Source organism: Glaciecola punicea ACAM 611 (assembly GCF_000252165.1).
GTDB classification, from domain to species: Bacteria; Pseudomonadota; Gammaproteobacteria; order Enterobacterales; family Alteromonadaceae; genus Glaciecola; species Glaciecola punicea.
Map to the genome: position 1 here is coordinate 1 of NZ_BAET01000020.1, position 24,829 is coordinate 24,829.

At 42.9% G+C, this 24,829-nt stretch carries 27 protein-coding genes and 1 tRNA gene; 17 read left to right on the forward strand and 11 right to left on the reverse strand.

Annotation, left to right across the window (positions count from 1 at the left end; translation table 11 throughout):
- The 5 genes from GPUN_RS08745 to GPUN_RS08765 all read left to right on the forward strand — a co-directional run.
- On the forward strand, positions 1-374 hold a 374-nt coding region (locus tag GPUN_RS08745), incomplete at its 5' end, for an XdhC family protein (protein WP_193360402.1).
- Positions 374-1,666 (forward strand): guanine deaminase, encoded by a 1,293-nt coding sequence (gene guaD / locus GPUN_RS08750; RefSeq protein WP_006005725.1) that lies wholly within the window; start codon positions 374-376, stop codon positions 1,664-1,666. The genes GPUN_RS08745 and guaD, both read left to right, overlap by 1 nt.
- 302 nt (positions 1,667-1,968) lie before the next feature.
- Entirely contained in the window at positions 1,969-2,127 is a 159-nt protein-coding gene (locus GPUN_RS14370) for a hypothetical protein (RefSeq protein WP_006005727.1), read from the forward strand.
- Positions 2,124-2,591, forward strand: coding sequence for a DUF3427 domain-containing protein (locus GPUN_RS08755; protein WP_500778377.1), 468 nt, complete (start codon positions 2,124-2,126; stop codon positions 2,589-2,591). The genes GPUN_RS14370 and GPUN_RS08755 overlap by 4 nt, the downstream gene beginning before the upstream one ends.
- Positions 2,592-2,845: 254 nt before the next feature.
- Positions 2,846-3,289 carry a hypothetical protein gene (locus GPUN_RS08765; protein ID WP_006005731.1) on the forward strand — a complete coding sequence of 148 codons (444 nt, stop codon included), beginning with the start codon at positions 2,846-2,848 and terminating at the stop codon, positions 3,287-3,289.
- Between the two features lie 256 nt (positions 3,290-3,545).
- On the opposite strand, the gene GPUN_RS08770 is transcribed toward GPUN_RS08765, so the two are convergent.
- The 4 genes from GPUN_RS08770 to GPUN_RS08785 all read right to left on the reverse strand — a co-directional run bounded on the left by GPUN_RS08770 (position 3,546) and on the right by GPUN_RS08785 (position 5,698).
- Positions 3,546-3,621, reverse strand: a tRNA-Phe gene (locus GPUN_RS08770).
- A gap of 120 nt (positions 3,622-3,741) precedes the next feature.
- Positions 3,742-4,014 carry an oxidative damage protection protein gene (locus tag GPUN_RS08775; protein ID WP_006005736.1) on the reverse strand — a complete coding sequence of 91 codons (273 nt, stop codon included), beginning with the start codon at positions 4,012-4,014 and terminating at the stop codon, positions 3,742-3,744.
- Positions 4,015-4,037: 23 nt separating this feature from the next.
- The gene (locus GPUN_RS08780) at positions 4,038-5,297 is read right to left on the reverse strand and encodes an A/G-specific adenine glycosylase (RefSeq protein WP_006005738.1); all 1,260 of its coding nucleotides are present in this window, start codon (positions 5,295-5,297) and stop codon (positions 4,038-4,040) included.
- Between the two features lie 32 nt (positions 5,298-5,329).
- The gene (locus GPUN_RS08785) at positions 5,330-5,698 is read right to left on the reverse strand and encodes a hypothetical protein (protein WP_040520782.1); all 369 of its coding nucleotides are present in this window, start codon (positions 5,696-5,698) and stop codon (positions 5,330-5,332) included.
- 234 nt (positions 5,699-5,932) lie between these two features.
- Between GPUN_RS08785 and trmB the strand changes: the two genes are divergently transcribed.
- The 4 genes from trmB to arcA all read left to right on the forward strand — a co-directional run bounded on the left by trmB (position 5,933) and on the right by arcA (position 10,242).
- The gene (gene trmB, locus GPUN_RS08790) at positions 5,933-6,652 is read left to right on the forward strand and encodes a tRNA (guanosine(46)-N7)-methyltransferase TrmB (protein WP_006005743.1); all 720 of its coding nucleotides are present in this window, start codon (positions 5,933-5,935) and stop codon (positions 6,650-6,652) included.
- 16 nt (positions 6,653-6,668) lie between these two features.
- Complete coding sequence (locus tag GPUN_RS08795; RefSeq protein WP_006005746.1) at positions 6,669-7,817, forward strand: class I SAM-dependent methyltransferase; 1,149 nt, start codon at positions 6,669-6,671, stop codon at positions 7,815-7,817.
- Between the two features lie 30 nt (positions 7,818-7,847).
- Complete coding sequence (locus GPUN_RS08800; RefSeq protein WP_006005748.1) at positions 7,848-9,284, forward strand: glycogen synthase; 1,437 nt, start codon at positions 7,848-7,850, stop codon at positions 9,282-9,284.
- Positions 9,285-9,537: 253 nt separating this feature from the next.
- Positions 9,538-10,242 carry a two-component system response regulator ArcA gene (gene arcA / locus GPUN_RS08805; protein WP_006005749.1) on the forward strand — a complete coding sequence of 235 codons (705 nt, stop codon included), beginning with the start codon at positions 9,538-9,540 and terminating at the stop codon, positions 10,240-10,242.
- 90 nt (positions 10,243-10,332) lie between these two features.
- Here the strand turns inward: arcA and pmbA are convergent, their stop codons facing one another.
- A complete protein-coding gene (gene pmbA / locus GPUN_RS08810; protein ID WP_006005751.1) occupies positions 10,333-11,664 on the reverse strand; it encodes a metalloprotease PmbA in 1,332 nt (443 codons plus the stop codon).
- Positions 11,665-11,754: 90 nt separating this feature from the next.
- Here pmbA and yjgA point away from each other — a divergent pair, with 90 nt between their 5' ends.
- The gene (gene yjgA / locus GPUN_RS08815) at positions 11,755-12,300 is read left to right on the forward strand and encodes a ribosome biogenesis factor YjgA (protein WP_006005753.1); all 546 of its coding nucleotides are present in this window, start codon (positions 11,755-11,757) and stop codon (positions 12,298-12,300) included.
- A gap of 10 nt (positions 12,301-12,310) precedes the next feature.
- Here yjgA and GPUN_RS08820 read toward each other — a convergent pair whose 3' ends face one another.
- A complete protein-coding gene (locus GPUN_RS08820) occupies positions 12,311-13,405 on the reverse strand; it encodes a Gfo/Idh/MocA family protein (protein WP_006005755.1) in 1,095 nt (364 codons plus the stop codon).
- A 171-nt stretch (positions 13,406-13,576) separates the two neighbouring features.
- On the opposite strand from GPUN_RS08820, the gene GPUN_RS08825 reads away from it, so the two are divergent.
- Positions 13,577-13,774, forward strand: a complete 198-nt coding sequence (locus tag GPUN_RS08825) for a hypothetical protein (RefSeq protein WP_006005757.1) — start codon at positions 13,577-13,579, stop codon at positions 13,772-13,774.
- Here the strand turns inward: GPUN_RS08825 and GPUN_RS08830 are convergent.
- Positions 13,749-14,222: a MarR family winged helix-turn-helix transcriptional regulator gene (locus GPUN_RS08830; RefSeq protein WP_006005759.1), complete on the reverse strand. Its 474-nt coding sequence runs from the start codon at positions 14,220-14,222 to the stop codon at positions 13,749-13,751. The genes GPUN_RS08825 and GPUN_RS08830 overlap by 26 nt on opposite strands.
- Positions 14,223-14,540: 318 nt before the next feature.
- On the opposite strand from GPUN_RS08830, the gene hppD reads away from it, so the two are divergent.
- Genes hppD through GPUN_RS08845 form a run of 3 tightly spaced genes read left to right on the forward strand, consistent with a single transcriptional unit; the run spans position 14,541 to position 17,217 of the window.
- Positions 14,541-15,632 carry a 4-hydroxyphenylpyruvate dioxygenase gene (hppD, locus tag GPUN_RS08835; protein WP_006005760.1) on the forward strand — a complete coding sequence of 364 codons (1,092 nt, stop codon included), beginning with the start codon at positions 14,541-14,543 and terminating at the stop codon, positions 15,630-15,632.
- Positions 15,632-16,180: a VOC family protein gene (locus tag GPUN_RS08840; protein WP_006005761.1), complete on the forward strand. Its 549-nt coding sequence runs from the start codon at positions 15,632-15,634 to the stop codon at positions 16,178-16,180. The genes hppD and GPUN_RS08840 overlap by 1 nt, the downstream gene beginning before the upstream one ends.
- A gap of 26 nt (positions 16,181-16,206) precedes the next feature.
- Complete coding sequence (locus tag GPUN_RS08845; protein ID WP_006005763.1) at positions 16,207-17,217, forward strand: fumarylacetoacetate hydrolase family protein; 1,011 nt, start codon at positions 16,207-16,209, stop codon at positions 17,215-17,217.
- A 92-nt stretch (positions 17,218-17,309) separates the two neighbouring features.
- Here GPUN_RS08845 and GPUN_RS08850 read toward each other — a convergent pair whose 3' ends face one another.
- Complete coding sequence (locus GPUN_RS08850; protein ID WP_006005766.1) at positions 17,310-18,536, reverse strand: threonine/serine exporter family protein; 1,227 nt, start codon at positions 18,534-18,536, stop codon at positions 17,310-17,312.
- A gap of 517 nt (positions 18,537-19,053) precedes the next feature.
- Here GPUN_RS08850 and GPUN_RS08855 point away from each other — a divergent pair.
- The 3 genes from GPUN_RS08855 to GPUN_RS08865 all read left to right on the forward strand — a co-directional run bounded on the left by GPUN_RS08855 (position 19,054) and on the right by GPUN_RS08865 (position 22,200).
- A complete protein-coding gene (locus GPUN_RS08855; RefSeq protein ID WP_006005767.1) occupies positions 19,054-19,587 on the forward strand; it encodes a DUF2058 domain-containing protein in 534 nt (177 codons plus the stop codon).
- Between the two features lie 62 nt (positions 19,588-19,649).
- On the forward strand, positions 19,650-20,543 hold the full coding sequence (locus tag GPUN_RS08860) for a putative RNA methyltransferase (RefSeq protein ID WP_006005769.1): 894 nt from the start codon (positions 19,650-19,652) through the stop codon (positions 20,541-20,543).
- A 379-nt stretch (positions 20,544-20,922) separates the two neighbouring features.
- Positions 20,923-22,200, forward strand: a complete 1,278-nt coding sequence (locus GPUN_RS08865) for an O-acetylhomoserine aminocarboxypropyltransferase/cysteine synthase family protein (protein WP_006005772.1) — start codon at positions 20,923-20,925, stop codon at positions 22,198-22,200.
- 152 nt (positions 22,201-22,352) lie between these two features.
- Here GPUN_RS08865 and ylqF read toward each other — a convergent pair whose 3' ends face one another.
- The 3 genes from ylqF to GPUN_RS08880 all read right to left on the reverse strand — a co-directional run bounded on the left by ylqF (position 22,353) and on the right by GPUN_RS08880 (position 24,748).
- Positions 22,353-23,351: a ribosome biogenesis GTPase YlqF gene (gene ylqF, locus GPUN_RS08870; RefSeq protein WP_006005774.1), complete on the reverse strand. Its 999-nt coding sequence runs from the start codon at positions 23,349-23,351 to the stop codon at positions 22,353-22,355.
- A gap of 63 nt (positions 23,352-23,414) precedes the next feature.
- Positions 23,415-24,323 carry a cache domain-containing protein gene (locus GPUN_RS08875; protein ID WP_006005776.1) on the reverse strand — a complete coding sequence of 303 codons (909 nt, stop codon included), beginning with the start codon at positions 24,321-24,323 and terminating at the stop codon, positions 23,415-23,417.
- 146 nt (positions 24,324-24,469) lie between these two features.
- Positions 24,470-24,748 (reverse strand): hypothetical protein, encoded by a 279-nt coding sequence (locus GPUN_RS08880; RefSeq protein WP_006005780.1) that lies wholly within the window; start codon positions 24,746-24,748, stop codon positions 24,470-24,472.
- Between the last annotated feature and the right edge of the window lie 81 nt (positions 24,749-24,829).

Sequence of the window (24,829 nt, forward strand, 5' to 3'; positions counted from 1 at the left end):
TTCTAACTCACAATCATCAGCTTGATTATGAGCTTGTTGAAACAGCATTAAAACTGCCTACCTTAGGTTTTGTAGGCATGATTGGTTCGCAAACTAAAGCAAAACGATTTATGATTAAATTGGCACATCGAGGCTTTAATACCAAACAAATGAGCAAGTTTATAAGCCCTATTGGTGATTTGAGCATTCCAGGTAAGCGCCCGCTTGAAGTGTCGGTGTCTATCTGTGCGCAGCTTATACGCTTGCTGCACGGCCCTTCTCAAAACGCTGTATTGCCAAGTCAACAAACTCAAGTAGATGCCTCTACTTACGATAAAACTGCATCTTCAACTGCAGCGCAAACATTGCCGCCACAAACCTTAAAGGGAAATTAGTGACACACTCATCTACTTTATATCGCGCTAGTATTCTTCATTTTAGCCAAACGACTCATAATATTGGTGATCAGGGCGATTACTTCGCAGACGGCGCATTAATTGTGCAAAACGCCCGCATAGTGGCCGTTGGTCATTTCAGTGAACTTGCTCCGGATTATGCAACATCGGTGCTAGTAGATTATCGAAATCGTTTAATAATTCCCGGCCTGATCGACAGCCACCTGCATTACCCGCAAACCGAAATGATCGCAAAATATGGTGAGCAGTTGCTGACTTGGCTTGAAAACTTTACCTTTCCCACCGAACAAAAATTCGAGTCATACACTTATTGCGAGCTTATGGCTAAGCACTTTGTGACACAGTTAATAAATAACGGCACCACCACTGCGTTTGCCTATTCCAGCGTTCATAAACATGCCGCAGACGCCCTATTTATTGAAGCCTCGAAGCACAACATGGCGATGATAAGCGGTAAGGTCTGTATGGACCGCCACTGCCCAGACGCGTTAAAAGACACGCCCGCGTCAGCTCAGCGCGACAGCGAAGACTTAATCAACAAGTGGCACGGTAAAGGACGTAATTTATACGCACTGACGCCGCGATTTGCGCCTACCAGCAGCCATGAGCAATTAAGCTTGTTAGGTGAACTAGCGCAGCAGTATCCTGATGTGTTTATTCAAACTCATTTGTCTGAAAACCAAAGTGAAATTGATTGGGTAAAAAGCCTCTTTCCTAAACAAAAGTCATACTTGGATGTTTACGATCATTATAATATGGTAAGGCCACGCGCCTTATTTGGCCACTGTTTACATTTAGAACAGCAAGACTGGCAACGCCTAGCTGAGGCTAAGGCAACAGCAGTATTTTGCCCTACTTCTAACTTGTTTTTAGGCAGCGGTTTGTTCAACCTCAAAGAAGCACAAGCAAATGATGTGTCTATTGCCTTGGCCACTGACGTAGGCGGCGGAACTAGCTTTAACATGCTGCGAACCTATGGTGAAGCTTATAAAATTGGGCAGTTACAAAACAATCCCTTAAGCGCTTTAGAAGGCTTATATTTGATGACTCAAGGACCAGCGCTAGCCTATTCGATGGCAGATGAAATTGGCAATTTGAACCCCGGCACTTTTGCTGATTTTGTGGTTTTAGACCCGCATTTCAATCAACTTGCAGAGTTACGCATGGCTAATTTTGAAAGTGGCGAAGATATTCTGTTCGCGTTGAGTTTTATAGGTGATGAGCGGGCGGTTGAGGCGACTTATATTGCAGGTAAGCAGTGTAAGGTTTGATTTGCTTATTATTTGAAGTTTCGACTTCAACTTTAAGACGTCTCGCGAACATAGGTTTCTGTACCATCGCAGCAGAAACTCTTAGCGCTAATGAATTGCCCCATTGTTTACTTTCCGTTTCAAATTTTATGTGTAAGCACCGTTAAGTGCTAATGGCTTAAGCACACACAATGTATCTACTTGTTCAAGTGAAAACCCCTTTCGTCTACTTGCTTAATGTTCACAAAGCAACTAAAGAAGTGCTTGTGATAAGAACAAGGCCTGCTTTTAAAAAGATCAGGCCCTAGACATTTTGCAAGCTAATGTTTAAACGAGAGATAGCACAAGAGCTTTCAGTAACGGTAGAGCATCTAGCCTTTTTCACAGTTAACAACAAGGGCACAAACTTCAATAGTGAATTAGTAGAAGCCTTTGAAACCTGCACCTCGTTTAGAATTAACGTGGTTTTGGCGACCAAATAAACGGTGATAACTTCCTAGGCCTTTATAAACATTACAATATGCGCGATGTTGCATTAGCATGCGAATATAGCAAAAAACACAGTGCGTTTAGAGGCGCGGGTGTCTTTAGCTACCGTCAGCATTATTTTTTGTTTATAGAGCTGCATAAAGATGAAGATGCAATTGCCTATCAAGACAAGTTGCTTAGCCCACAGCAGATGCAGTGGGACAGCCCAGAGTCGAGTCGTCCAGACAGAGGCCGCGGCGATGATATTATTAAGCATGTAGAAAAAGGACTTAAATTACACCTTTTCGTGCGCAAATTCAGAAAGATAGATGCAGTGGTACAGCCCTACATTTATATCGGCGAGGGCGTATACTTATCGCATATTTATAAGTCCTCCCATAAACCGATAACGTTTCAGTTAAGCTTAGACAATGTGATACCTACGCAGATTTATGCCGAATTTGTTACTACAGGCTAAGCTTTGTATTAACCCATTCAAAAGTATGAGCTGCAAACAATGCTAAATAACTTGCAAAACATAGCGAGCAAAATTTTGCAAGAGCACATAAAAAACATATTTTAATGTCTTTATTTGTGTTGGATACGCTGACAAACTTGCAATATTCACATAATATGCATGAAAAATATTGGCAATAAATGTTCGCTATGGCTGGCATAAAAAAATCAGAAAAGCGCATCAAAGATCTTAATTAGCTTTTAAAAGGAATTAGTATGGAACCAAATTATGCAAGGTATACTATTGACGAGTTACTTGAAGCAAAACGCAGTATCGAGAAAGAGGAAAACCCTGATGAATATGAGGAGATTGTTCGTGAAATTTCTATTCGGCAACAAACTGAGCCTTCTGGGCACGGCTCGCCACAAATCGATTCAGGTAAAACATCACCTCTGCGCAAAAAATTAAGTTTTGCAGTAGCTCGCCTGAGTTTGTTTCCACTCGTTATGGTAAAGATAATAGCCGGCACTTTATGTGTCTATTATGGTCTAGAATTGTTTGACGGTTATGTCTTGCAAGAGGTTGTCCGCAGAGATCAATTACTAACACTCGCGCAGGAACCAACTAGCTATTATATTCGGATGTTGACATATTTTGTGATTAGTTTAGCAGGGCTATGGGTTTTGACATTTGGCACTAAGCTGCGTAAATCATCCTAATTTATAAGAGTAGCTCTTAATAATCTTGCCAAAAGTGCCTGTTATAGATTATCTAAAGCCTTCGGGGCGGTGTCTATATCGAGCGATATTATTTTAAAGGTAGGCTGTTTAAGCGTTAATAGCATTTTGACATCGCCTACATGTACCTTTATCTTGATGGCAGGCGGCTATAGCGGTAGCACCTACTTCGAAAGAACCTGTGACCTTGACCCTGAAACTAAAAAGCCCCGCAATTTCTTGCAGGGCTTTAGGATAGTGGTGCCTCGACCCGGGATTGAACCAGGGACACGCGGATTTTCAATCCGCTGCTCTACCAACTGAGCTATCGAGGCATGAAACGCTACATAAAATGCAGCATTTCGCTTGAGGGGCGTATTAAACGGATTTTGGGGCGTTAAGTCAACAAATTTTTGCCATATTTGCTACTTTCCATCCAAAAATCGTTTGAGTGCCTATTTTGTAGGCGGCACGTAACCTTCTATAGTTGGCTCGACACCTTCAAACAAAAATGCGCTCATTTTTTCTTCCAAATATTTGCGATCGCTGGCTTCCATCATGTTAAGTTTATTTTCATTTATCAACATGGTTTGTTTCTTCTGCCATTGCGTAAACGCCTCTTTTGATATGTTATCAAAAATACGTTTGCCTAGCTCGCCAGGGTATAGTTGAAAATCTAGACCAGGGGCGTCTTTTTTGAAATGTTCGCAGTATACTTCTCTAGCCATTTTATTTTCCTTTGCTTGTTCATTTAATACATTAACTGTATTTGTTTAATTATTTTAACCGTGGGCGCAGCAAGGCCAACTTTTGATGCTTCTTGAATATTAAACCAAAGCGACTTTACATCCGTGCTACTTGGCGTCTCAATTTCCACTTCGCTTTGCGGCGCGGGTTCATTAAACGCTAGTGTAGCCGAGCTTTGCTGTAATTGCTTCACACTTTCTAACTCTATTAGTATGGGCGAAATATGCAAATGAAAGTGACTAAAGGTGTGTGTAAAGGGTTCTAGCGCTTTAATTTGTGGCTTTTTATCCACCAGCAGGCTAGCTAACTCTGCGGGCAATGAAGCGTTAAACGTTCCTTTCAAAGTTTCTAGTGGCTCTTGGCTTTCATAAAAACCCCATAAACCACCCCAAATACCTGAAGAGGGTCGTTTATGCATAAGAATGCTGCCGCTGGTAAATGGAATGAGCATGTAGGTGTATTTTGTTGGAATCGCTTTTTTGGGCTTTTTGTGCGGAAGTTCTTGCTGTCTGCCTTGAGCAAAAGCTAAACAGTGAGACTGCAATGGGCACTCATCGCATTTAGGCTTGCTTCGCGTGCATAGCGTTGCGCCTAAGTCCATTATCGCTTGGGTATAGTCGTCAAATCGCAGCTTATCATCACTAATCGATAAAGGTAAATCATCTTCGCTAGTAGCGTCTGAGACATTATCATAGTCATCTTTATCGCTAACCTTGGTTAATTTGGGGGTACTAGGTTTAAGTGATTCAGCCATTATCCACATAGCGTCTTCTACTTTTTTATTACCCGGCCAGCCTTCTACTGCAAAAAAACGAGCAAGTACGCGTTTTACATTACCGTCTAAAATCACATAAGGCTGGTTACTTGCTAGCGACAGCACCGCAGATGCCGTAGAGCGACCAATGCCCGAAAGTGACAATACTTCGTCAAAATCTTTGGGGAATATACCACCAAACTCATCACGCACACGCTGGGCAGCTTTATGCATATTACGCGCTCGGGCGTAATATCCTAAGCCTGTCCATAAATGCAGCACTTCATCTTGCGTCGCATTGGCTAGATCAATTACGCTTGGGAAGCGCTGTATGAACCTCTCATAGTAAGGAATTACGGCGCTTACTTGGGTTTGCTGCAGCATAATTTCCGACACCCACACTGAATAGCGCGATTTTTGCTGCTGCCAAGGCAGGTGCTTGCGGCCGTGTTGATCAAACCATGCAAGCAAATGCTGACTGAAATTAAAAGGTGGTAATTTATTGGGCATTTTTTCTAATTCATTTGAAAGGTAAAGGCTAACTATTTATTGCCTTTTTTAGGCGTAATGATAAGTTTTGGTGAGTATTTCCTTCTATATATTTCATAAGCTGGAACGGCGCCAAACATACCGATTAAATAACTCGTTTGAAATGAGCTATAGTCAAATATTGTCTTTGCGATTATATCAACCAACAACCAAACCACAGCGAATGCAAGCAAAGCAATTGCAATTCCTACCGTGTGAAATCGAAGCATAGATTGGCCATACAAAGTAGCACCGAATTCTTGTGAGCAGTACGGGCACGTAAAGCTGTCGCGAGGGTGCTCAATATCAAACTTATAGGCTCTACTTTCTAAAAACGGCTTATCACACGAGGAACAGCTAACTTTTCTACCTGGAAAATTCATTTGCAGATCGCATCCGTTCAAACACCCTAAATTCAAATAAATACAAATTAAAGCAAAAGCTTTTTCTATGCAACCGCTTTCGATTTTGCAGCAATCAGCTTCATTAACACCTCAGAAAACTAAAAATAATCACCGTTAAGCCAGCAAGCCAATTCACACAAGCTATTATGAATTGCAATTACCACCAACACTGGGATAATACGCGCCAACGTTTTTACAAGAGCACTACAGTTCATGAGTCGGTTTAACTCTGAAGAAGAAGCACGCGCCGCCGGCGTTTACATATCAAAGATCAAAAGTTTTGTGAAACGCGAAGGTCGCTTAACGAAAGCTCAAGGCAGTGCCATTGAAGAAAATTGGCCCAGCATGGGCCTAAGCATAGATCAAGGCCAGCTTAATTTAGAGCATGTTTTTGGCCGCAACGTCCCAACCGTGCTCGAAATTGGTTTTGGTATGGGTAAATCTTTGGTAGAAATGGCGCAAAACGCGCCAAACACCAACTTTATTGGGATTGAAGTACATCGCCCAGGCATAGGCGCCTGCTTGGCATCCGCGCAGCAGGCTGAGCTAACTAATTTACGCGTGTTTGAGCACGACGCCGTAGAGGTCTTAGACAAGTGCATCGCCAATGAAAGCTTAGATCGCTTGCAGCTATTCTTCCCCGATCCTTGGCATAAAACACGTCATCATAAGCGCCGAATTGTGCAAAGCGAATTTGTGCAGGCGCTTCGTACAAAACTCAAAATTGGCGGTGAATTTCATATGGCAACCGACTGGGAGCCATATGCCCAACACATGCTAGAAGTGATGCAGATCGCCCACGGCTTCGAAAACAAGTCAAGTAGTCAAGACTATTTAGCGCGCCCCGATTACCGGCCTATTACCAAATTTGAAGTACGCGGCCAAAAGTTAGGCCACGGCGTTTGGGATATTATTTTTACGCGAACACAATAAGGTTATTTTTAAGCATATGTCTACATTTAACACTACATCAAACCAAAGCCTGCTATTGCTTAGAAGCGAAGACCTTTTCAGCCAAGGCAAGTGGGCATTCATAAACCCATTAGACGCGGCGGTTTTCAACAATATCGATAACCCTAATATAATTGGCCTACATCAATATCATCATCATTTTAGCGAATGCGAACGTGCATGCAGCCAAGCTCAATACTTTGGCGCTGCTTTTGGCGAAGGCGTGTTTGGCGAAACTGCCGATGATGAAAAAGCTACTGACCAAAGTACCGTCGCCAATAGCCAAGCAAATAAAGCTGACGCCATAGCAAAACACTCTTTAGACGGCGTGGTTATATACATGCCAAAATCTAAACAGCAATTGGCCATGCTCATAAATAACGCTAGCTATTTAGTAAAGCCAAACGGCAAAGTATTAATAGTGGGTGAGAATAAGGCCGGTATAAAAAGCGCACCGAAGCTGTTAGATAAAATTGGTGAGCACGTTAATAAAATAGATAGCGCAAAACACTGCGGCCTATTCGCCGTTGCTGTTACCAATCCACTGCCAAGCTTTACAATAGCCGATTACGCGCAAGTGCACGAGTACAAGATTAACCAGCAAAGCATGCATATATATTCCTTACCCGGCGTGTTTGGTCACAAACAATTAGATCCGGGCACCGATTTGTTACTACAGCAGCTCACCCCAGAGTCACTGGCTAAAACACGCGGCCATATATACGATTTCGCCTGCGGTACGGGTATTATTGGCTGTTACTTAGCCAAAATTATCACAAAAACCAAACGCGTTACCATGAGCGACATTTCAGCCTTAGCCACTTACTGCAGTGAACAAACGGCGCGTTTAAATGAAGTAGAGGTAAACATTATTGCTTGCAGCGGCGTTGCCCAGTGCGATCCGAAGTTTGACGTAATAGTCTCAAATCCGCCGTTTCACGAAGGCATTCAACAAGACTACAGCATTACCGACAACTTTATAAAACAGGCCTATAGTCGCTCGCATCCCCATGCTAGTATCACGATAGTAGCGAACCGCTTTTTACCCTACCCAGGTATTTTAGACGCTGTTTATAAAGGCTTCACCGAAGTAGCTGTTAGCAACAAGTTTCGCGTATATGGCGCTAAAAAATTCGCGAAATCTTAAACTTATGCGACTCAAAAGAATCTACCTATTATGAAAATATTGTTTGTTATATCAGAAGTTGAAGACATAATTAAAACGGGTGGCTTAGCCGACGTAGGCAAAGCTCTTCCCATAGCCTTGTCAAAACTAGGACATGATGTGCGCATTGTTATGCCGTACTACAAGCAAGTGGCTAAAGATCTTGATTTAACAAACACCATACAAAGTCAAATTATGCACATTAACGGCGCTCATTATACATACAAGGTTAAAGAGCTAGGTTTTCACGGAATTAAAATCTATTTAATAGACCACCCTTATTTTAGTGAAGCGCAAAGTTTATACGCAGACGAGTCTTTAGCCAGCAATGCACAGCGCTTTAGTTTACTTTCGTTGTGCGCGCTGAGCGTAAGCTACTACTTAGACTTTGCGCCTAACATTTTACACTGTAACGACTGGCACACTGCGCTTACTCCTTATTTCATGCACAGCGATTATTTAATAAGACATCAGCTTATTAACAAGCACGATTTTTTTGCACAGACAAAAAGTGTTATAACAATTCACAATGCTGCCTTTCAAGGCGCAGAAAAACTTGACCGTGTGCCTTTGCTAAATGACCACGACAAACACCATATTTACAGCGACAACAATCATGTGAATATGCTGCGAACCGGCCTTATGTTTTCAAACAAGATATGCCCAGTTAGCCCTAGCTATGCGCATGAAATTACTAGTTATTTAGGCAGCCATGGTGTGTCTGATGTTATTAACCAAGCACCGCACAAGGTTATTGGTATATTAAACGGCTGTGACTATTCACAGTGGGACCCTGCAAGTGATAAACACCTACCGGCGAATTTTGAGATTGGCAATATGAAGGGCAAGCAAGAGTGTAAAAAAGTGCTGCAAAAAACGGCCGGTTTACCGCCGTTAAAATCAACGCCCTTAATTGGCATGGTTTGCCGCGTGGCAAAGCAAAAAGGCTTTGACTTTATTATGCCCATTATTGAAGATTTACTGTTGCACAAGGTCCAGTTTGTGATTATGGGCACAGGAGACGCCGCAATCGTGGCTAAACTACATGACATAAGCCGCCGTCATCCTGATAAATTTCATTTTTTAGAAGCTTTTAAGCCCAACCTATCGCATTTAATTGAAGCGGGCAGCGATTTCTTCTTAATGCCGTCTGAATTTGAGCCTTGCGGATTAAACCAAATGTATAGTCTGGCCTATGGCACATTGCCCATCGTTCGCCATGTAGGCGGATTGGCCGACACCGTTATTGATATTAGCCAGTCTAATGCCACCGGCTTTTCGTTCACTGAGCCTTCAGCGCTTAATCTTCTATCTACCATTCGTAATGCTTTGCTGAGCTATCACGACTCACCCAGCAAAATAAAAAAAATGATAAAACAAGGCATGCAGACCCGATTCACGTGGGAAACTGCCGCTAAGCACTACGAACATGTTTATAAAAGCAAGTAGATTTACAGAATTTAACTAGGCATATAGTGTAAACTGGATGATTGCCACCGTTTTTGAACCCAGATCGACAAAATGAGCCCCTCAAAGTGCTTTTTTTTTGAAATACTCCGCAAAAGAGAGTAAATTAAGTAAACAAAAGGTTAAAGTCGTGTTTCAGCAAAGAATTGGGTCATGTTTTATAAAAACGACTAAACAAAAATTTTATTCGTTACCTTAATTAGTTCAATAATTATAACAATACAGTGTAGAGTTTATGCAAACGCCAAATATATTAATAGTAGAAGATGAAATAGTAACTCGTACGACCTTAAAGAGTTTATTTGAAGCTGAAGGGTACAACGTATTTGAAGCCGAAAACGGTACCGAAATGCATGAATTTTTTAAGAATAATAATATAAACCTTGTTATTATGGACATCAATTTGCCCGGCAAAAACGGGCTTATACTAGCTCGCGAAGTGCGCAATCGCAAAAACGTTGGGTTAATATTCTTAACCGGACGTGACAACGATGTTGACCGCATATTGGGTTTAGAAATTGGTGCCGACGACTACTTAACTAAGCCCTTCAATCCTCGTGAGCTTACTATACGCGCACGCAATTTACTGTCGCGCACCAGCAATGCCGCTGAAGATGACGACCTGCCTAGCAAAGTTAAGTTTAACGGATGGACTTTGGACGGTGACAGCCGCAGCTTAATTTCTCATCAAGGTCGCGAGTTTAGACTTCCGCGCAGTGAATTCAGAGCGCTCCATTTATTTTTAAGTAATCCTGGTAAAATACTCACCCGTGAGCAGCTTATTATGGAAATGACGGGCCGTGAATTACGCCCTAATGACCGCACGGTCGACGTCACCATTCGTCGTATTCGCAAGCATTTTGAGTCTGAACCAAACGACGAAGAGTTAATTGTGACCATTCACGGTGAAGGCTACCGTTTTTGTGGCGCGGTAGACTAAGCATTTAAAATAGTATACAACAAAAAATCCCAAAGTTTACGCTTTGGGATTTTTTTTGCTGCAGTTTATGAAGTCAACTTAGCTTGCAGTTTAGGCACCCGCAATTTGCATATCACTCACCAAAACAGAGCCCGTCTGCAAAGAGCCTCGTACTTCACGCTGCGCTCCAATAGCTGCTATGTTAGCGAACATGTCACGTAAATTACCCGCAATGGTGATTTCATGTACTGGGTATTGAATTACGCCATTTTCAACCCAAAAACCTGCAGCGCCACGAGAGTAATCGCCGTTAACAATGTTAACGCCTTGGCCCATTAATTCTGTTACCAGCAAGCCAGTGCCCATTGTGCGCAATAGTTCTTCGTCGCTGTGGCCAGTGTCGCTTACTATACAATTATGAATACCGCCGGCATGGCCGTTACTGCGCAGACCTAGTTTGCGCGCGGAGTAACTGGTTAACAAGTAATTAGCTAGGGCGCCGTCTTTAACAATATCCATATCATGGGTTTGCACGCCTTCATTGTCAAAACTTGCACTAGCTAAGCCCTGCTTTAAATAAGGCACCTCGTTAATGCTTAGCCATGTCGGGAAAATTGTTTCGCCTAAACTGTCGAGCATAAAGCTCGATTTACGATACAAACTGCCGCCGCTAATAGCCGCAACCAAATGTCCAAATAAGCCTGAAGCAATACCGCGATGAAATATAACCGGCGCTTTGGTGGTACCAAGCTTTTGAGCACCTAAGCGAGAAAGCGTTTCTTTTGCTGCTTCAATCCCAATGTTTACGGGCGTGTCTAACTTATTAGCATCGCGCGATACGGTGTACGCGTAATTGCGCTGCATGTCTTGCTGCTGTTGGGCAATAAGCACACAGCTTAGGCTGAAGCGGCTGCTTGCATAGCCCGCATTTATACCTTGGGTATTGCCGTATACGCGCACGCCTATATTGGCATTATAAGATGCACCGTCTGAATTCACGATAAGATCAGAATACTCTAAACCTGCTGTTTCTGAAGCAAGCGCTTGGGCTAGCGCAAATTCCGCGTCTAGCGGCTGCGGATGATATAAATCAAGATCAGGAAAGTCGCTTGCAATTAAGTCGGCATCTGCCACGCCAGCACAACTATCTTCATTGGTGTACTTTGCAATTTCAATGGCTTTGGTAACGGCTAGCTTTAGGGCCTGTGGGGATAAATCGGCGGTTGACGCACTGCCTTTTTTATTGCCAACAAATACCGCTATGCCAAGACCGCCGTCATTAGTAAATTCAAGTGTTTCTATTTCTCTTAATCGTGTGCCAACCGCTATGCCTTGTATTTTAGACATACTTGCTTCAGCGGCGGTGGCGCCCAGTTTCTTGGCAAAAGTAAGGGTCTCGTCTACTATATTTTGAATGTCGCTAAGTTGTTGCTTTACTTCCATATGATAAATTTCGCTATGTTTAACTATTAAATTGGTCAGGCTCTCGTTACAATTCGGATAGTTTACCATTAAATGGCCGAAAAACAGTAGATGACCACCAACTCACCCCAAAACAACAGTAAAGATAAAAACGTTAGCGTGCAAGATGAACAAGAGCCGCCTAGTAAAACACAGCTTAAACAAGACTCTGAAAGGCTGAAAAAGTTAGGTTTGGAATTGGTTGATCTTACGCTAGGGGAGCGCAATAAAATTCCCCTTGACGAAGAACTGCTTACCGCAATTGAGTTATGCACTCGCATAAATCGGAAAAAGGATGGCTTTAGACGCCAGCTTCAGCTTATTGGTAAAAGGCTACGAGCCCGCGATGTAGAGCCCATTGAAACTGCATTAGCTAATTTAAGATCGTCGCATTCAGTCGCCAACCGACATTTTCATTCTCTTGAAAGAATGCGCGATGATATTCTTAAGCATGGCAACGACGGTATAAATAAAGTCATTACAGAATATCCCCAGCTTGAACGACAGAAACTGCGTCAAATGCTACGAAATGCGCAAAAACAGGAAGCCGAGAATAAACCACCGGGGGCTGCACGCGAAATTTTTCAGTATTTACGCGCGGAGATCCCGCTTCCTTAAGCTTAGCTATTTACGCATCTTCATGTGGGTAGCGCAGTCCCCATTGCTCTCTGATGGTGTCCATAATACCCATGACTCTTAGCGTAGTGTTTTCTGGCATAAGGTCACTAACCAACAGTTGTTCAGCATTGCAGTCGCTTTTTGCAGCGCGGCTTTGACTATTAATTTGACTTGATTCAGAGCCACATAGCAACAACTGCGTGAAGTGCTCTATTTCAAATTTAAAATTGTCGCTTTCGTCAAAATCGTAACGATGTAGCTGGGGCGGTTCGCCATTTAGTGTGACGCTAAATGATTTAGCACCCAAGAAAAACGGCACGTAAATATCCCCTTTATCGCCCATTATGTTTGCGTAAGTTGGACCACTCATTCTAAACCCAGCTGAAAGTTGGGCGACTGCTCCTGTGTCGTATTCCAAAGTATAAAATGAGTTTTTATCAACACCGGTGGATGTCCGGATCCAGCTGCTTGTAATTTTTACGGGCGACTTTTTAAAAATTATATCGGCTATCGTAATAGGGTAAATACCTAAATCGAGCAAGGCTCCGCCAGCCAGCTCGGGGTTATTAAGGCGGTGAGCGTCTGGAAATTGCATATTCAAGCTAAAGTTAGCCTGCACGCATTGAATATTACCAATGCTGCCTTTGTCTAGTACCGCCTGTAAGGCGCTAATTGCAGGCAAAAAGCGCGTCCACACGCCTTCCATCAATAAAAGATTGTTCTGCTTGGCCAGTGCAAACGCTTTTTTTGCTTGGTGGGCATTAAGCGTAAGGGGCTTTTCGCACAGCACATGTTTACCATTTTGCAGACACAACATAATATGTTCAAAATGAAAGTTGTGCGTTGTAGCGATATACACGGCATGAATCGAGCGCTGTTGCAGCATGCTTAAATAGTCACCAAAGTGTTGAGGAATATTAAAGCTCTCAGCAAAGGCTGCAGCTCTAGCTTCGTCGCTTGCAGCGCAGGCTATTACATCAGCATGCACTAGACTTTTAACACCCGCCATAAACGTTTTAGCAATTTGACCACAGCCAAGCACTGCCCAATTTATTGTACTCAACCCTATGTTAGACGGGGTTTCTTCAAGCTTATTGCTTTGCATTATAGTATTCCTTCATATATCTGCACCACATGTTTAGTCAGCATGTGTTGTTACACTTTGGCCCCATACTAAATGGAAACGAGACTTACCTAAGCTACATTAACAACAAGCAAAATATAGAGGTATAAAAGACACTCATACATACACTACAAAGAGATGTAGATTGCATTTATGGATATTGCGACCAAAAATCAAAGCATTATTGTGGTGGTAGCCGACGCCATAACTAGTATTAATTTAATTAGTGAATGCGTAAGTGATTTGGCCACTGGACTGGTTGCAAAAGCCACGCAAAACAACACCCCTTATGCCTGTGTTATGTCGCCTTATTGGTCGCATGAAATTAAAACTGTAACTTCACCGCGTTAACATACAAACGATCTATTAATTCACTTAACAGCGCTTGCTCATCATCGGATAAACAGCTTAATATCTGCTCTTCATACTTTAAAGACAAGGGAACAATTTGGCTGTACACATCGTATCCCGTTTCAGTTAAATCTATTTTAGTACGTCTTTTATCTTCTTTAGAAATTTGCCGTTGAATTAAATTACGGTTTAACAGATTACTTATTGCGCGGCTTATTAGGGACTTTTCAATTTGCGTTTTTGCTGATATTTCATCAGCTGACGCACCAGGATACTCTCCCAGCACCGCCATTATACGCCACTGGGTAATAGACAAACCAAATCTGTCTTTATAAGACTGAGCCACAAGCGAGCTGGTTCTATTGGATAATATTGACAGCCTGTAAGGCAAATACCTTTCTAAGATAAGAAGTGACGTTTTTGTCGTGTTTTCGTTTTTATCGCTCATAAAGTGTTCTTTAAACTTATCGTCACTAGGCGTGATTAATACAAACCTTATGGTTTATGTTTACGTAAAAATAGCGGTAACAACTTATATCACACTATAGCGTTCTTCTCTTACCATAAAGCAAAATAAAGTACGCAAGGGAATACTTAAAACTTGACATTAGTTGCATTAACAACTAATTTAGTTGAAAGTACGACTATGTTTACTTGTTTCTTTGTTTTTAGTCAATTATTTTCGGCACCAGCCATGTTGACTCAAAATACCTTACTTCGCATCTGCAGACACTGCATTTGTAAACAACACCTAGAGGATTTGCACATGGCAGACTTATTTGAAAACCCAATGGGATTAGACGGCTTTGAATTTGTAGAATTCACCGCACCCACAAAAGGTATTTTAGAAACCGTATTTACCGCAATGGGTTTTACCCATGTAGCTAATCACAAATCTAAAGAAGTTGCGCTGTGGCGCCAAGGCGACATTAACTTTATCACCAACTATACCAAAAATACCCCTGCCTTTTATTACGCGCAAGAGCATGGCCCTTCTGCCTGTGGCATGGCATTTAGAGTAAAAAATGCCAAGCAAGCCTATGCCCTAGCGCTTAAAAACGGGGCACAGGCGGTAGACATGCAAACCGGCGCAATGGAGCTTAAACTACCTGCGATAAAAGGTATAGGCTCAGCCGCCCTGTACTTGATAGACCGCTACAAAGTAGGCGAAACCATTTACGACATAGACTTTGATTGGATAGAAGGCGTTGATATTCATCCACAAGGCTGTGGTTTTCATACGCTTGATCACCTTACTCATAACGTTTATCGCGGCCGCATGGGCTACTGGGCAAAATTTTATGAAGACTTATTCAACTTCCGCGAAGTACGTTTTTTTGACATAAAAGGCGAATACACTGGCCTATTATCAAAGGCCTTAACTGCTCCCGACGGTAAGATAAAAATTCCGCTAAATGAAGAAGCGGGCGGCGGTGGCGGTCAAATCGAAGAATTTTTAATGCAGTACAACGGCGAAGGTATTCAGCACATTGCGTTTGCCTGCGACGATTTACCTGCATGTTTGGACCGTTTGAAAAAACTTGGTCTCGAATTTATGACGCCACCCCCAAACACTTATTATGAGATGCTTGAAGAGCGCTTACCTGGCCACGGCGAACCGACTGATGAATTGAAAGCTCGCGGAATATTGTTAGACGGCACCACCAAAGACGGCGAACCGCGATTATTACTGCAAATATTTTCAGCCGCCATGCTAGGTCCCATATTCTTTGAATTTATTCAACGTAAAGAAGACCAAGGCTTCGGCGAAGGTAACTTTAAGGCTTTGTTTGAGTCTATTGAACGCGACCAAGTAACACGCGGTGTGGTAGGTAAGCCAGCAGGAGCGGCCCAATAATGAAACTATCGCGTATTCACCATGTAGCGTATCGCTGTAAAGATGCCAAAGAAACCGTTGAGTTTTATCAAAAAATGTTGAATATGGATTTTCAGTTGGCCATTGCCGAGGACAAAGTGCCGTCTACCCAAGCCCCCGACCCTTATATGCACGTGTTTTTAGACGCGGGCAATGGTAACGTACTGGCCTTTTTTGAACTGCCCAACTCACCAGAGATGGGCCGCGACGGCAATACGCCCGAATGGGTACAGCATATTGCCTTTGAAGTGGCTAGCATAGACGACTTACTGAGCGCCCAATCCCACTTAGAGTCAAATGGTGTGTCTGTTCTAGGCCCCACCGACCATGGCATTTTCAAATCTTTGTATTTCTTTGACCCCAATGGGCATAGAATTGAGCTAGCGGCCAATATTGGCACACCCGCAATGATGGCCGAACTTAAGCGAGTGGCACCAGCAATGCTAAAAGAGTGGTCGCAAACTAAGCAGGCGCCCCAGCATGCCAACTGGCTACATACAGGTGAAGGTTTTCCTAGCAAACAGCCATAAAATACAAATTTTTAGGGACGGTATTAATGAAATTAGCAAGTGTAAAACAAGGCCGCGATGGTCAATTAGTGGTGGTAAACAAAGCCCTAACGAAAATGGCAAGCGTGCACTTTATTGCGCCAACACTGCAGTATGCCTTAGACAACTGGGAGCGCGTTAGCGCTAAATTAGAAGATCGCTACAATCAGCTGGAATCAGGCTCCTTAGAAGGCGAAGACTATGACGCCTCTATGCTTGCATCTCCCCTGCCACGCGCTTTTCAGTGGGCCGACGGCAGCGCTTATGTGAACCACGTTGAGCTTGTACGAAAAGCGCGCGGGGCCCAGATGCCTGAAACATTCTGGACCGATCCACTAATGTATCAAGGCGGCTGTGACACCTTTCTAGCGCCCCTAGAAGACATTGTTATGCCCCAAGACGAAGGTTTTGGTATCGATTTTGAAGCTGAAGTGGCAATTATAACCGGCGATGTACCCATGGGTGTGTCACCCACTGACGCTTTAGACTATATTCGCTTAGTCATGATTGTGAATGACGTATCGCTGCGTGGATTAATTCCTGGGGAGCTAGCCAAAGGCTTTGGGTTTTTCCAATCTAAACCGTCTAGCGCGTTTAGTCCAGTGTGCGTTACCCCTAACGAATTAGGCGATAGCTTTAAAGATGGTAAATTGCATTTACCCTTGGTGTCGCATTTTAACGGCAGTAAATTCGGCGAACCCAATGCAGGCGTTGATATGACCTTTCATTTTGGCGAACTTATTGCTCACGCGGCCAAAACTCGCGCCCTGTGTGCAGGCACAATAATTGGCTCGGGAACAGTGTCAAACAAGTTAAACGGTGAACCTGGTAAAGCCATAAATGCAGGCGGTGCAGGCTATAGTTGCATTGCTGAGCTGCGTATGATTGAAACCATTCAAGATGGCAAGCCAAGTACTGAATTCATGAAGTTTGGCGATTCTGTTAGCATCGAGATGTTTGATCAGCAGGGGCAGTCAATTTTTGGCCAAATTGCACAGCGCGTGAAACAAAGTAGCTAATAATTAGCTGAGATCTACAATCCACCATGGCTTATTCCCGCGCAGGCGGGAACCCCCATAAACTACACGCAAGTTCAAATATACGGCCATTACTAAAGGGCTTTTCTAGATGGCAGTATAACATTTGCAAATATTAAACCCGCCACCAAAGACATAAAAATTACAAAGGTTTCTTGGCCTATATGTTCAGCCTGCACAAAGTCCTTGCCCGACACAAAAGAATTTAAGCCAATATACGTTTTAGAACCCGGCACCAGTACTATAAGACCCTGCATTAATACAATGGTAGACGGCGCTTTAGCAATACGTGAAAATAAATTGGCGAATATACCCACCGCAAAAGCACCCACGAAAGTTCCTAATCCAAACTCCATGTATTTAGACGCCCAGTAAGTGGAAAAATAACCCACAAAACCGCACATTATGGCAAATGGCGCATGCTTTAAGCGTATATTAAAAATAGGTACCAGCGCGGTACATAAGATAAGTACTGCGACAAACAATGACCAAGACGGTAACTTTGTTAAAGGGTTGTGTTCAACCTCACTAAATAGAAAAAAGCCAATAGAAATACCCAAGAAGGCACCAAAATACAGCTTAAAGAGCTGCATTAACGCGTCCATCACTCGGGCGGTACCGCTGACTACGTGTCGTGATGACAGCTCGGCAAGTCCTATTGCTAAGGCCAAACCTGGTATAAAAATAATAATTGATGACAACACCACTAAGCGAATATTAATACCAGGCTGTAAGTAGTGCGCTATGGCGCAGGCCAACACGCCCGCTACTATAGCCACAGCCGGCTCAAGCATATACAGCACGCGCCTTGAGTGCTGTGCCCAAAATACAAATAGGTACATGATCAGGCCAATAGCACTTGTGGCTGCCGCATCAAGCATGCTCGCCCCCATAAGTACAGCAAATGAGCCTGTGGACAAACTGTAGGCAAACATCATACCCAGCGGATGAAAATACTTAACTTTAGCCTCTATTTCGCTAAGCCGCTCGTCGGCCTCTGCTAAAGTACGTTCACCAGCAATCAATGAGCTAACCAATTCATCGGTGCGCGCCAGTGAACCTAAGTCGAGCTCACCCGGCTGCATGCGCGCTGAATGGTTGTATTCTTCTTCATGTTTGTCACTCCAAATAACGAAGGTAAGCGAGGTAGGCGTTGAAATGAAACTGGCGTTCACATTCAAATAAGCAGCCACTTCGGCTAAATGTGCTTCAAGTCTAAACGCAGGTGTACCGTACTTATGTAACATTTTACCAAGCTTAACAATAAAGCGGCGAATACGAATAAATTCAAATAAATCCATTCAACAAAAACCTTAATAACGTGGGTGGAATAAGCTATAGTGAGTGCAGTATTAATGTAATACCAAGCGCAGTTTTGTATGATGTGTAGCAGGGCGTAAACGCCAAAAATCGCCCCTGCATATTTTCGCGTAGCTTAGTTTAGTACGTCATTTAGGTCAAGAACTAAGCAGTTTATTGGCGCATTAAAGTATAATAAGCGCTACGCTTTACTTTACTAGCTTACGAGCCTAAAGCTAACAAAGTCAGATACTGTGGAAGTTGGCCCTATCCGCAGGTGAAATTCACCATTTTCTATCATAAGGTGTTTTCTTGGCCAGGGCTTATGAACAAGACGCCCTTGATATATTTGACGCCAACGCAACAGATTATGTCTTAAAATCTATAGACGATGAACGAATTGGTCAAATCAGTACCCACTTGCTATTTTATAAGACACAGCGTTACACAAACCTTTATTTGATTCCCGCCAAGAGGTAAACTCATTAGCCAAATTCAATGAACTTCACTGGGTAGGAAATGGCGAAATTATCTTTACAGGAACAACTACTAAAAGCCGGTTTGGTAAACGAAAAGAAACTCAAGAAGGCGAAGAAAGGGTCCAAAAAATCACGTGACTTAGCCAAAGAAATAAAGGCAGGCGTTGCCGTCACAAAACAGGTCCAGCAAGAACGTACACAACAGCTTAACGAACTTAAAAAAGAACAAATAGTGTCCAAAGAGCTTAAAGCACAGGTTAAACAGCTTATTGAAATGAACAAGCTTGACTTAAAACGTGCTGACATAAAATACAACTTCACCGACGGCACCCTAATTCGCTATGTGTATGTAAATGAAGCAACTCGCAAACAACTGATAGCTGGCATTCTAGCGATAGCAAAATATGAAGGCGTAAATGAAACAAGCTATGCGGTCATTCCTAGTATTGTGGCAAATAAAATTGCCCAGCGCGACGAACAAACGATATTAGAAAACAAAATTCCGGAAGAAGAGATTCCAGTTGAAGACGATCCTTACGCTGACTATGTCGTGCCTGATGATTTGATGTGGTAGCCCGCGTTTTGGTATTGTTTAAAATTTCGCTTTTACATTTAGCTATAGGCGCTTCCTAATATATGGAAAATAAAGCACCTTCATGCTGGCGTTGTCCTGTTTGTGAATTGCCCTTAAGGCTCAACTCAACAATTACAGCAAGGCTGTGGCAATGTGACAATCAGCACCGCTTTGACATTGCAAAAGAAGGCTACGTTAATTTATTGCAGCCTCAACATAAGAAAAGCAAAGCACCCGGAGACAGCAAAGAAATGGTGCTCGCTAGGCGCGCTTTTTTATCGCAAGACCACTATTTGCCGTTGGCACAGCATGTAAGCGAGTACCTACTTAGCATATTTTCAAAAAACGCACATACGCAAAACCACCTGTCGGTATTTGACGCAGGCTGCGGTGAAGGCTATTACCTAAGCAGTATTGCTGATTATTTGCTGACGAATACTTTTGATAACGCAGGCCAAACATACTCTTTTTGCGGCATCGATATCGCGAAACCTGCTGTGCAAAAAGCGGCGAAACAAGCGCAAATAGGTTCTCCGGATATTTTTGATTTTGCAGTCGCAAACGCATTCAACTTACCTGTACTTGATGACAGTCAACACGCTGTTATCCAAATATTCGCGCCATCAAAACCCGATGAAATTCACCGCATACTAAAAACTGAAGGCATGTGGATAAACGTAAACCCCGCCAGCGAACATTTATTTGAATTAAAGAATATGGTTTACGACAGTCCACAAAAACATATCCCTGAGACTGATAATATTGAAGGCTTCACCCTTGTTTCACAACAAACACTTAAATTTGAGCTTATACTAGCAGACGCTCAGCAGCGGCAAAATTTGCTTATGATGACACCTTTTTACTGGACTATTTCACGTGATAAAAAGCAAAAGCTGCTCGAGGAATTAACGAGCACACATGCACACTTTGATATTACAGTACTGCGTAAACAATAGGCTATAAACATTTCCTTGGGAACTACCCAATTTCGGCGCATCGACAACCTTTGCTATTTATGGTGTATTTGCGCTGATAGGCCTTAGCTTTGTCATAAAACTTGCATCAGAAACAAAGAGCAAAAGTTTAGAAGAGCTAGCGTTAATCTTAAGTGGCCAAGAAAAGAAGAATGACACCTAGGAGTAATTAGCATAATAAATTACATTCCTTTATATTATAGACCGAATTAATCATTGACTACTTTTGTGAAACGCTTAGATTCACTCTAGTTTTTAATAATCTTTACCCTTGAAATAATCCTGAAACTAACACAATACAAATCTTTAGGCTTATTAAGCGCTAGCACTAATAAACGCCTCAATGACAACGGAGAAATAGATGAAACCAGAAACAATTGCCCTACATGCCGGCTTTAAAAGCGACCCAACAACCAACGCAGCCACTACCCCTATTTATCAAACTACCTCGTTTACTTTCGACAACACGCAGCATGGCGCAGATCTTTTCAACTTAGTGGTTCCTGGTAACATTTACAGCCGTATAATGAACCCAACCAACGCGGTGCTTGAGCAGCGCGTTGCTGAGCTTGAAGGCGGTATTGGCGCACTCGCCGTTGGCTCTGGCATGGCCGCTATTCGCTATGCCATAGAAGCTATTGCCGAAGTAGGTTCAAATATTGTTAGTTCGAGCCAACTTTATGGCGGCACTTATAACCTGTTTGCGCACACATTCCCGCGTCAAGGCATAGAAGCCCGCTTTGCGCCGGGTGAAGACTTTGACAAGATAGCGTCTTTAATTGACGAAAACACACGTGCTCTTTTTTGTGAGTCAATTGGCAACCCAGCCGGTAACGTCGTTGACATAGAACGTTGGGCCGAAATTGCACATGCGGCAGGTGTCCCCTTAATAGTCGACAACACCGTAGCCACGCCTATTTTATGCCGAGCATTTGATCATGGCGCCGATATTGTAATCCACTCACTAACCAAATACATTGGTGGCCACGGCACCACCATTGGCGGCATCATTGTCGATTCAGGCAAATTTGATTGGGCCGCTCATTCTGAACGATTCCAAATGATGACCACACCCGATCCGTCATATCATGGGGTTGTGTATACCGAAGCACTCGGACCAGCCGCCTATATTGGCCGCTGCCGCGTAGTACCTCTTCGTAATACTGGCGCGGCCTTAGCCCCACAAAGCGCGTTTCAAATTATGCAGGGCCTTGAAACCTTGTCATTACGTATGGAAAGACACTGCGAAAATGCAGAAGCCGTAGCCAAATATTTAAGCGCTCACAGCGCGGTAAGCTGGGTCAATTATGCAGCCTTGCCTTCAAGTAAATACTACGACACTTGCCAGCGCATATGCGGGGGTAAAGCAGCCGGTATTATTAGCTTTGGTATAAAAGGCGGTGTTGAGGGCGGTTCAAAGTTTATTGATGCACTTGACCTAATTTTGCGCTTGGTAAACATTGGCGATGCAAAGTCTCTAGCCTGCCATCCAGCTAGCACCACTCACAGACAATTAAGCCCTCAGGAGTTGGCGGTTGCTGGCGTCTCTGAAGATATGGTAAGAATATCGGTGGGTATTGAGCATATAGACGATATTATTGCTGATATTGAGCAAGCGCTTGTTGCCAGCCAAGCTTGAGAAAGGAAGGTAGTAGGGTTAGAGATGTAAGTGCCGTTGTAAGTAAATACCAACGTTAATTCGCCCTCGGTCATTCCCACAAAGGTCGGGGTCTCTTTTGTAGGCTTACGTTATAGCACTTAATTCTGTTTTAGAAGACAGCGGTAAATAAATTATCGCTTTGTTTTTGATTCTTTTTGCATTTCACGTTTACCCGTGCGTATTTCTTTTCTATCTCTTTTGTCGGGGGTAAGTGACCCGTCTTTAAACTTCTGTTTGCGGCTGGCTTTCTCTGCAGCTTTCTTTTCAGCAGCTTTGCCCATTTCTACTTCTTCTTTTGCAATCATCTCGTGGGTTTCAAGGGTAATTCGACCCAACTTACCTGATCTATATTCACCGATAAGCAGTTCACAAATTTTATGTAGGTTAACCCTGCCACCGGCCATTAATGCGCCTCTTTTAGCCGCGGCAAGTTCTAAAAACTCAAGCTCGGTTGCGGGTAGATCATCAATTTTATAGCGCTCTTTTAATAGCTGCGGATAAGCTTTAAGTAAATAGTCGGCGGCATAAAAACCAATGTCATCGTATTCAAGGGCAGTGTCTTTGACCGCACCTGAAATAGCGAGTCGATAACCCGTGTTGGGGTTTTCTAACTTTGGCCACAACACGCCTGGTGTATCGAGCAATACTATGCCATTACCTAAATTTATTCTTTGCTGGCTTTTTGTAACCGCAGGTTCGTTGCCGGTTTTGGCTATCACCCGTTCTGCCAGTATATTAATTAGGGTAGATTTACCGACGTTTGGAATACCTATAATCATCGCGTTAATGGTTTTAACTGAGGCATCTTTTTGCGCACATGTTTTTCGTATAAGCTCTAATATTTGTTTAGTTTTGGCGATGTTGTCAATAGAAGTGGTAAAGGTTTTAACCGCGCGATCGTCTTCTAAATGCGCCTGCCATGCGGCGGTAGAGTCAGGGTCGGCTAAATCAGATTTATTGAAGATTTTAATGCAGGGTTTGTCGCCTCTTATTTTGGCTATTTCAGGATTTTCGCTTGAATAAGGAATGCGCGCGTCAAGCACTTCAATTAACACGTCAACCTTTGGTAAGGCTTCTTTCATTTCTGTGAGGGCTTTGTGCATGTGCCCGGGGAACCAATGAACGGCCAAATCAACTATCCTTTTTTGTTGTGTAAAATAAAACTATTATAAATGTAGTAAGTAATCTGGCACTTATTCATCATGTTTAGTCAGTGGCGCACTCAACGATGTGGCAAGCGCGTCTTTAGGCACCTGCGCCACCATGAACCAAGCCATGCTAGGAATATAGCTGCTGCCTATAAGCATGTTTTCATCTGATAGACTGCTTGTGAACTGCGCGCCCTGCTCACCTTGTGCCTTTAGCATTACCTTAGCGTTATTTTCGCCAAGCAATAACTGCAAATTTTGCGGACCGCTGGCGTCGTCTTGGCCAACTTGATCGTACTTTTTCTCGCCCGAACTGCCGCTTTGTACCTGAATAATGCCTGCACTATCCACCAAGAACACATTGCCATGCTGCGCAAAAACTGAGTCATTTAGCATATTAAGCACACCGTTGAAAGACGTGGCTATGCCCGACAGCCCATTCCCATCTGTTTGTTGATAATTAACGTAAAGGTCAACTCGCTTTTTATTTTGATCATAATAAATACTTACCAAATCTTGCTTAGCACTTGCTAGGTAAGCAAAATACCACGTGTCTGTTTCAGGCGTAAGAACCCTTAAAAAACCTTCGTGATTCCAATATTTATGTGAATTTTTATCCGCAAATGAAGCACTGGTAAGGCCATATTCTTCAACATAAAAACCTAGCTTATCCACCAAGACCGACTCCTGGCTAGCATCAAAACCATCGTTTACCCATGCGTGAATGTGCTTGTCATTCGCTAGGCCTTTAGAAATAAGCTTCATTTGTGCCACTCGCGCATCTACCTTAGCGCTTAAAACATCTAAACTAAGCCCTAAGGTATTTTCAACATTGTACTTATTTGTTTGTATACCTTGCGAATTTATATACACTGCGCCAGCCAGCATAAAAACAAATAAAATTGCCGCGCTAACAGCGTAAACACGGGTTTTGGTAGTAGATACTTTTAACATTAGTAGCTCTTTTATAGGTGTAAATTTAACGGCCGAAATAGCGTTTAACGATGAGCATAAAAATGCTAAATGTCATCAAACAAGTTTTATAGCAGACGGAATTTGCCAAGCCTTAGGGCACAATATTAGTGAGTTTTAGCAGTGCCTCAAGGCTGTTCTACTAGTTCAAAGCGTAAGCGCTCAACTAAGTCATCGTCTATCTTAATTTGATGTTTTGCTAAAGCCTGTGCTTTTAAAACGTCTATATACACATCAAACTCTTGCTGAATTGGGCCTTCTTTTAGCTCCGCTAACAAATGATTTGAAGACGCGTAGCCCATTGCAGCCGCGTGGCGTTCTTTTGCTCGGGTAAACTTTATGTCGAGCAACTTTTTAATTGCATGAGCCGCTACCGTTAAGTCGCTTATGTCATTATGCGTAATCATTGTACTAATCGTCCTAAGTGTCTGCTTACGGAGAGTTTATCACTTCGCACTGTCAAAACTAGCCAATTACGACCAAGTATA

Coding starts and splice junctions, on each gene's coding strand:
- GPUN_RS08795 (WP_006005746.1), top strand. CDS start 6,669: ATGTCTACATTTAACACTACATCAAACCAAAGCCTGCTATTGCTTAGA.
- GPUN_RS08775 (WP_006005736.1), bottom strand. CDS start 4,014: ATGGCTAGAGAAGTATACTGCGAACATTTCAAAAAAGACGCCCCTGGT.
- GPUN_RS08845 (WP_006005763.1), top strand. CDS start 16,207: ATGAAATTAGCAAGTGTAAAACAAGGCCGCGATGGTCAATTAGTGGTG.
- pmbA (WP_006005751.1), bottom strand. CDS start 11,664: ATGGAAGTAAAGCAACAACTTAGCGACATTCAAAATATAGTAGACGAG.
- GPUN_RS08765 (WP_006005731.1), top strand. CDS start 2,846: ATGGAACCAAATTATGCAAGGTATACTATTGACGAGTTACTTGAAGCA.
- yjgA (WP_006005753.1), top strand. CDS start 11,755: ATGACCACCAACTCACCCCAAAACAACAGTAAAGATAAAAACGTTAGC.
- GPUN_RS08800 (WP_006005748.1), top strand. CDS start 7,848: ATGAAAATATTGTTTGTTATATCAGAAGTTGAAGACATAATTAAAACG.
- GPUN_RS08780 (WP_006005738.1), bottom strand. CDS start 5,297: ATGCCCAATAAATTACCACCTTTTAATTTCAGTCAGCATTTGCTTGCA.
- GPUN_RS08860 (WP_006005769.1), top strand. CDS start 19,650: ATGGAAAATAAAGCACCTTCATGCTGGCGTTGTCCTGTTTGTGAATTG.
- arcA (WP_006005749.1), top strand. CDS start 9,538: ATGCAAACGCCAAATATATTAATAGTAGAAGATGAAATAGTAACTCGT.
- GPUN_RS08820 (WP_006005755.1), bottom strand. CDS start 13,405: ATGCAAAGCAATAAGCTTGAAGAAACCCCGTCTAACATAGGGTTGAGT.
- GPUN_RS08875 (WP_006005776.1), bottom strand. CDS start 24,323: ATGTTAAAAGTATCTACTACCAAAACCCGTGTTTACGCTGTTAGCGCG.
- GPUN_RS08850 (WP_006005766.1), bottom strand. CDS start 18,536: ATGGATTTATTTGAATTTATTCGTATTCGCCGCTTTATTGTTAAGCTT.
- hppD (WP_006005760.1), top strand. CDS start 14,541: ATGGCAGACTTATTTGAAAACCCAATGGGATTAGACGGCTTTGAATTT.
- GPUN_RS08855 (WP_006005767.1), top strand. CDS start 19,054: ATGGCGAAATTATCTTTACAGGAACAACTACTAAAAGCCGGTTTGGTA.
- trmB (WP_006005743.1), top strand. CDS start 5,933: ATGAGTCGGTTTAACTCTGAAGAAGAAGCACGCGCCGCCGGCGTTTAC.
- GPUN_RS08880 (WP_006005780.1), bottom strand. CDS start 24,748: ATGATTACGCATAATGACATAAGCGACTTAACGGTAGCGGCTCATGCA.
- GPUN_RS14370 (WP_006005727.1), top strand. CDS start 1,969: ATGTTTAAACGAGAGATAGCACAAGAGCTTTCAGTAACGGTAGAGCAT.
- GPUN_RS08865 (WP_006005772.1), top strand. CDS start 20,923: ATGAAACCAGAAACAATTGCCCTACATGCCGGCTTTAAAAGCGACCCA.
- GPUN_RS08785 (WP_040520782.1), bottom strand. CDS start 5,698: ATGAATTTTCCAGGTAGAAAAGTTAGCTGTTCCTCGTGTGATAAGCCG.
- GPUN_RS08830 (WP_006005759.1), bottom strand. CDS start 14,222: ATGAGCGATAAAAACGAAAACACGACAAAAACGTCACTTCTTATCTTA.
- GPUN_RS08840 (WP_006005761.1), top strand. CDS start 15,632: ATGAAACTATCGCGTATTCACCATGTAGCGTATCGCTGTAAAGATGCC.
- GPUN_RS08825 (WP_006005757.1), top strand. CDS start 13,577: ATGGATATTGCGACCAAAAATCAAAGCATTATTGTGGTGGTAGCCGAC.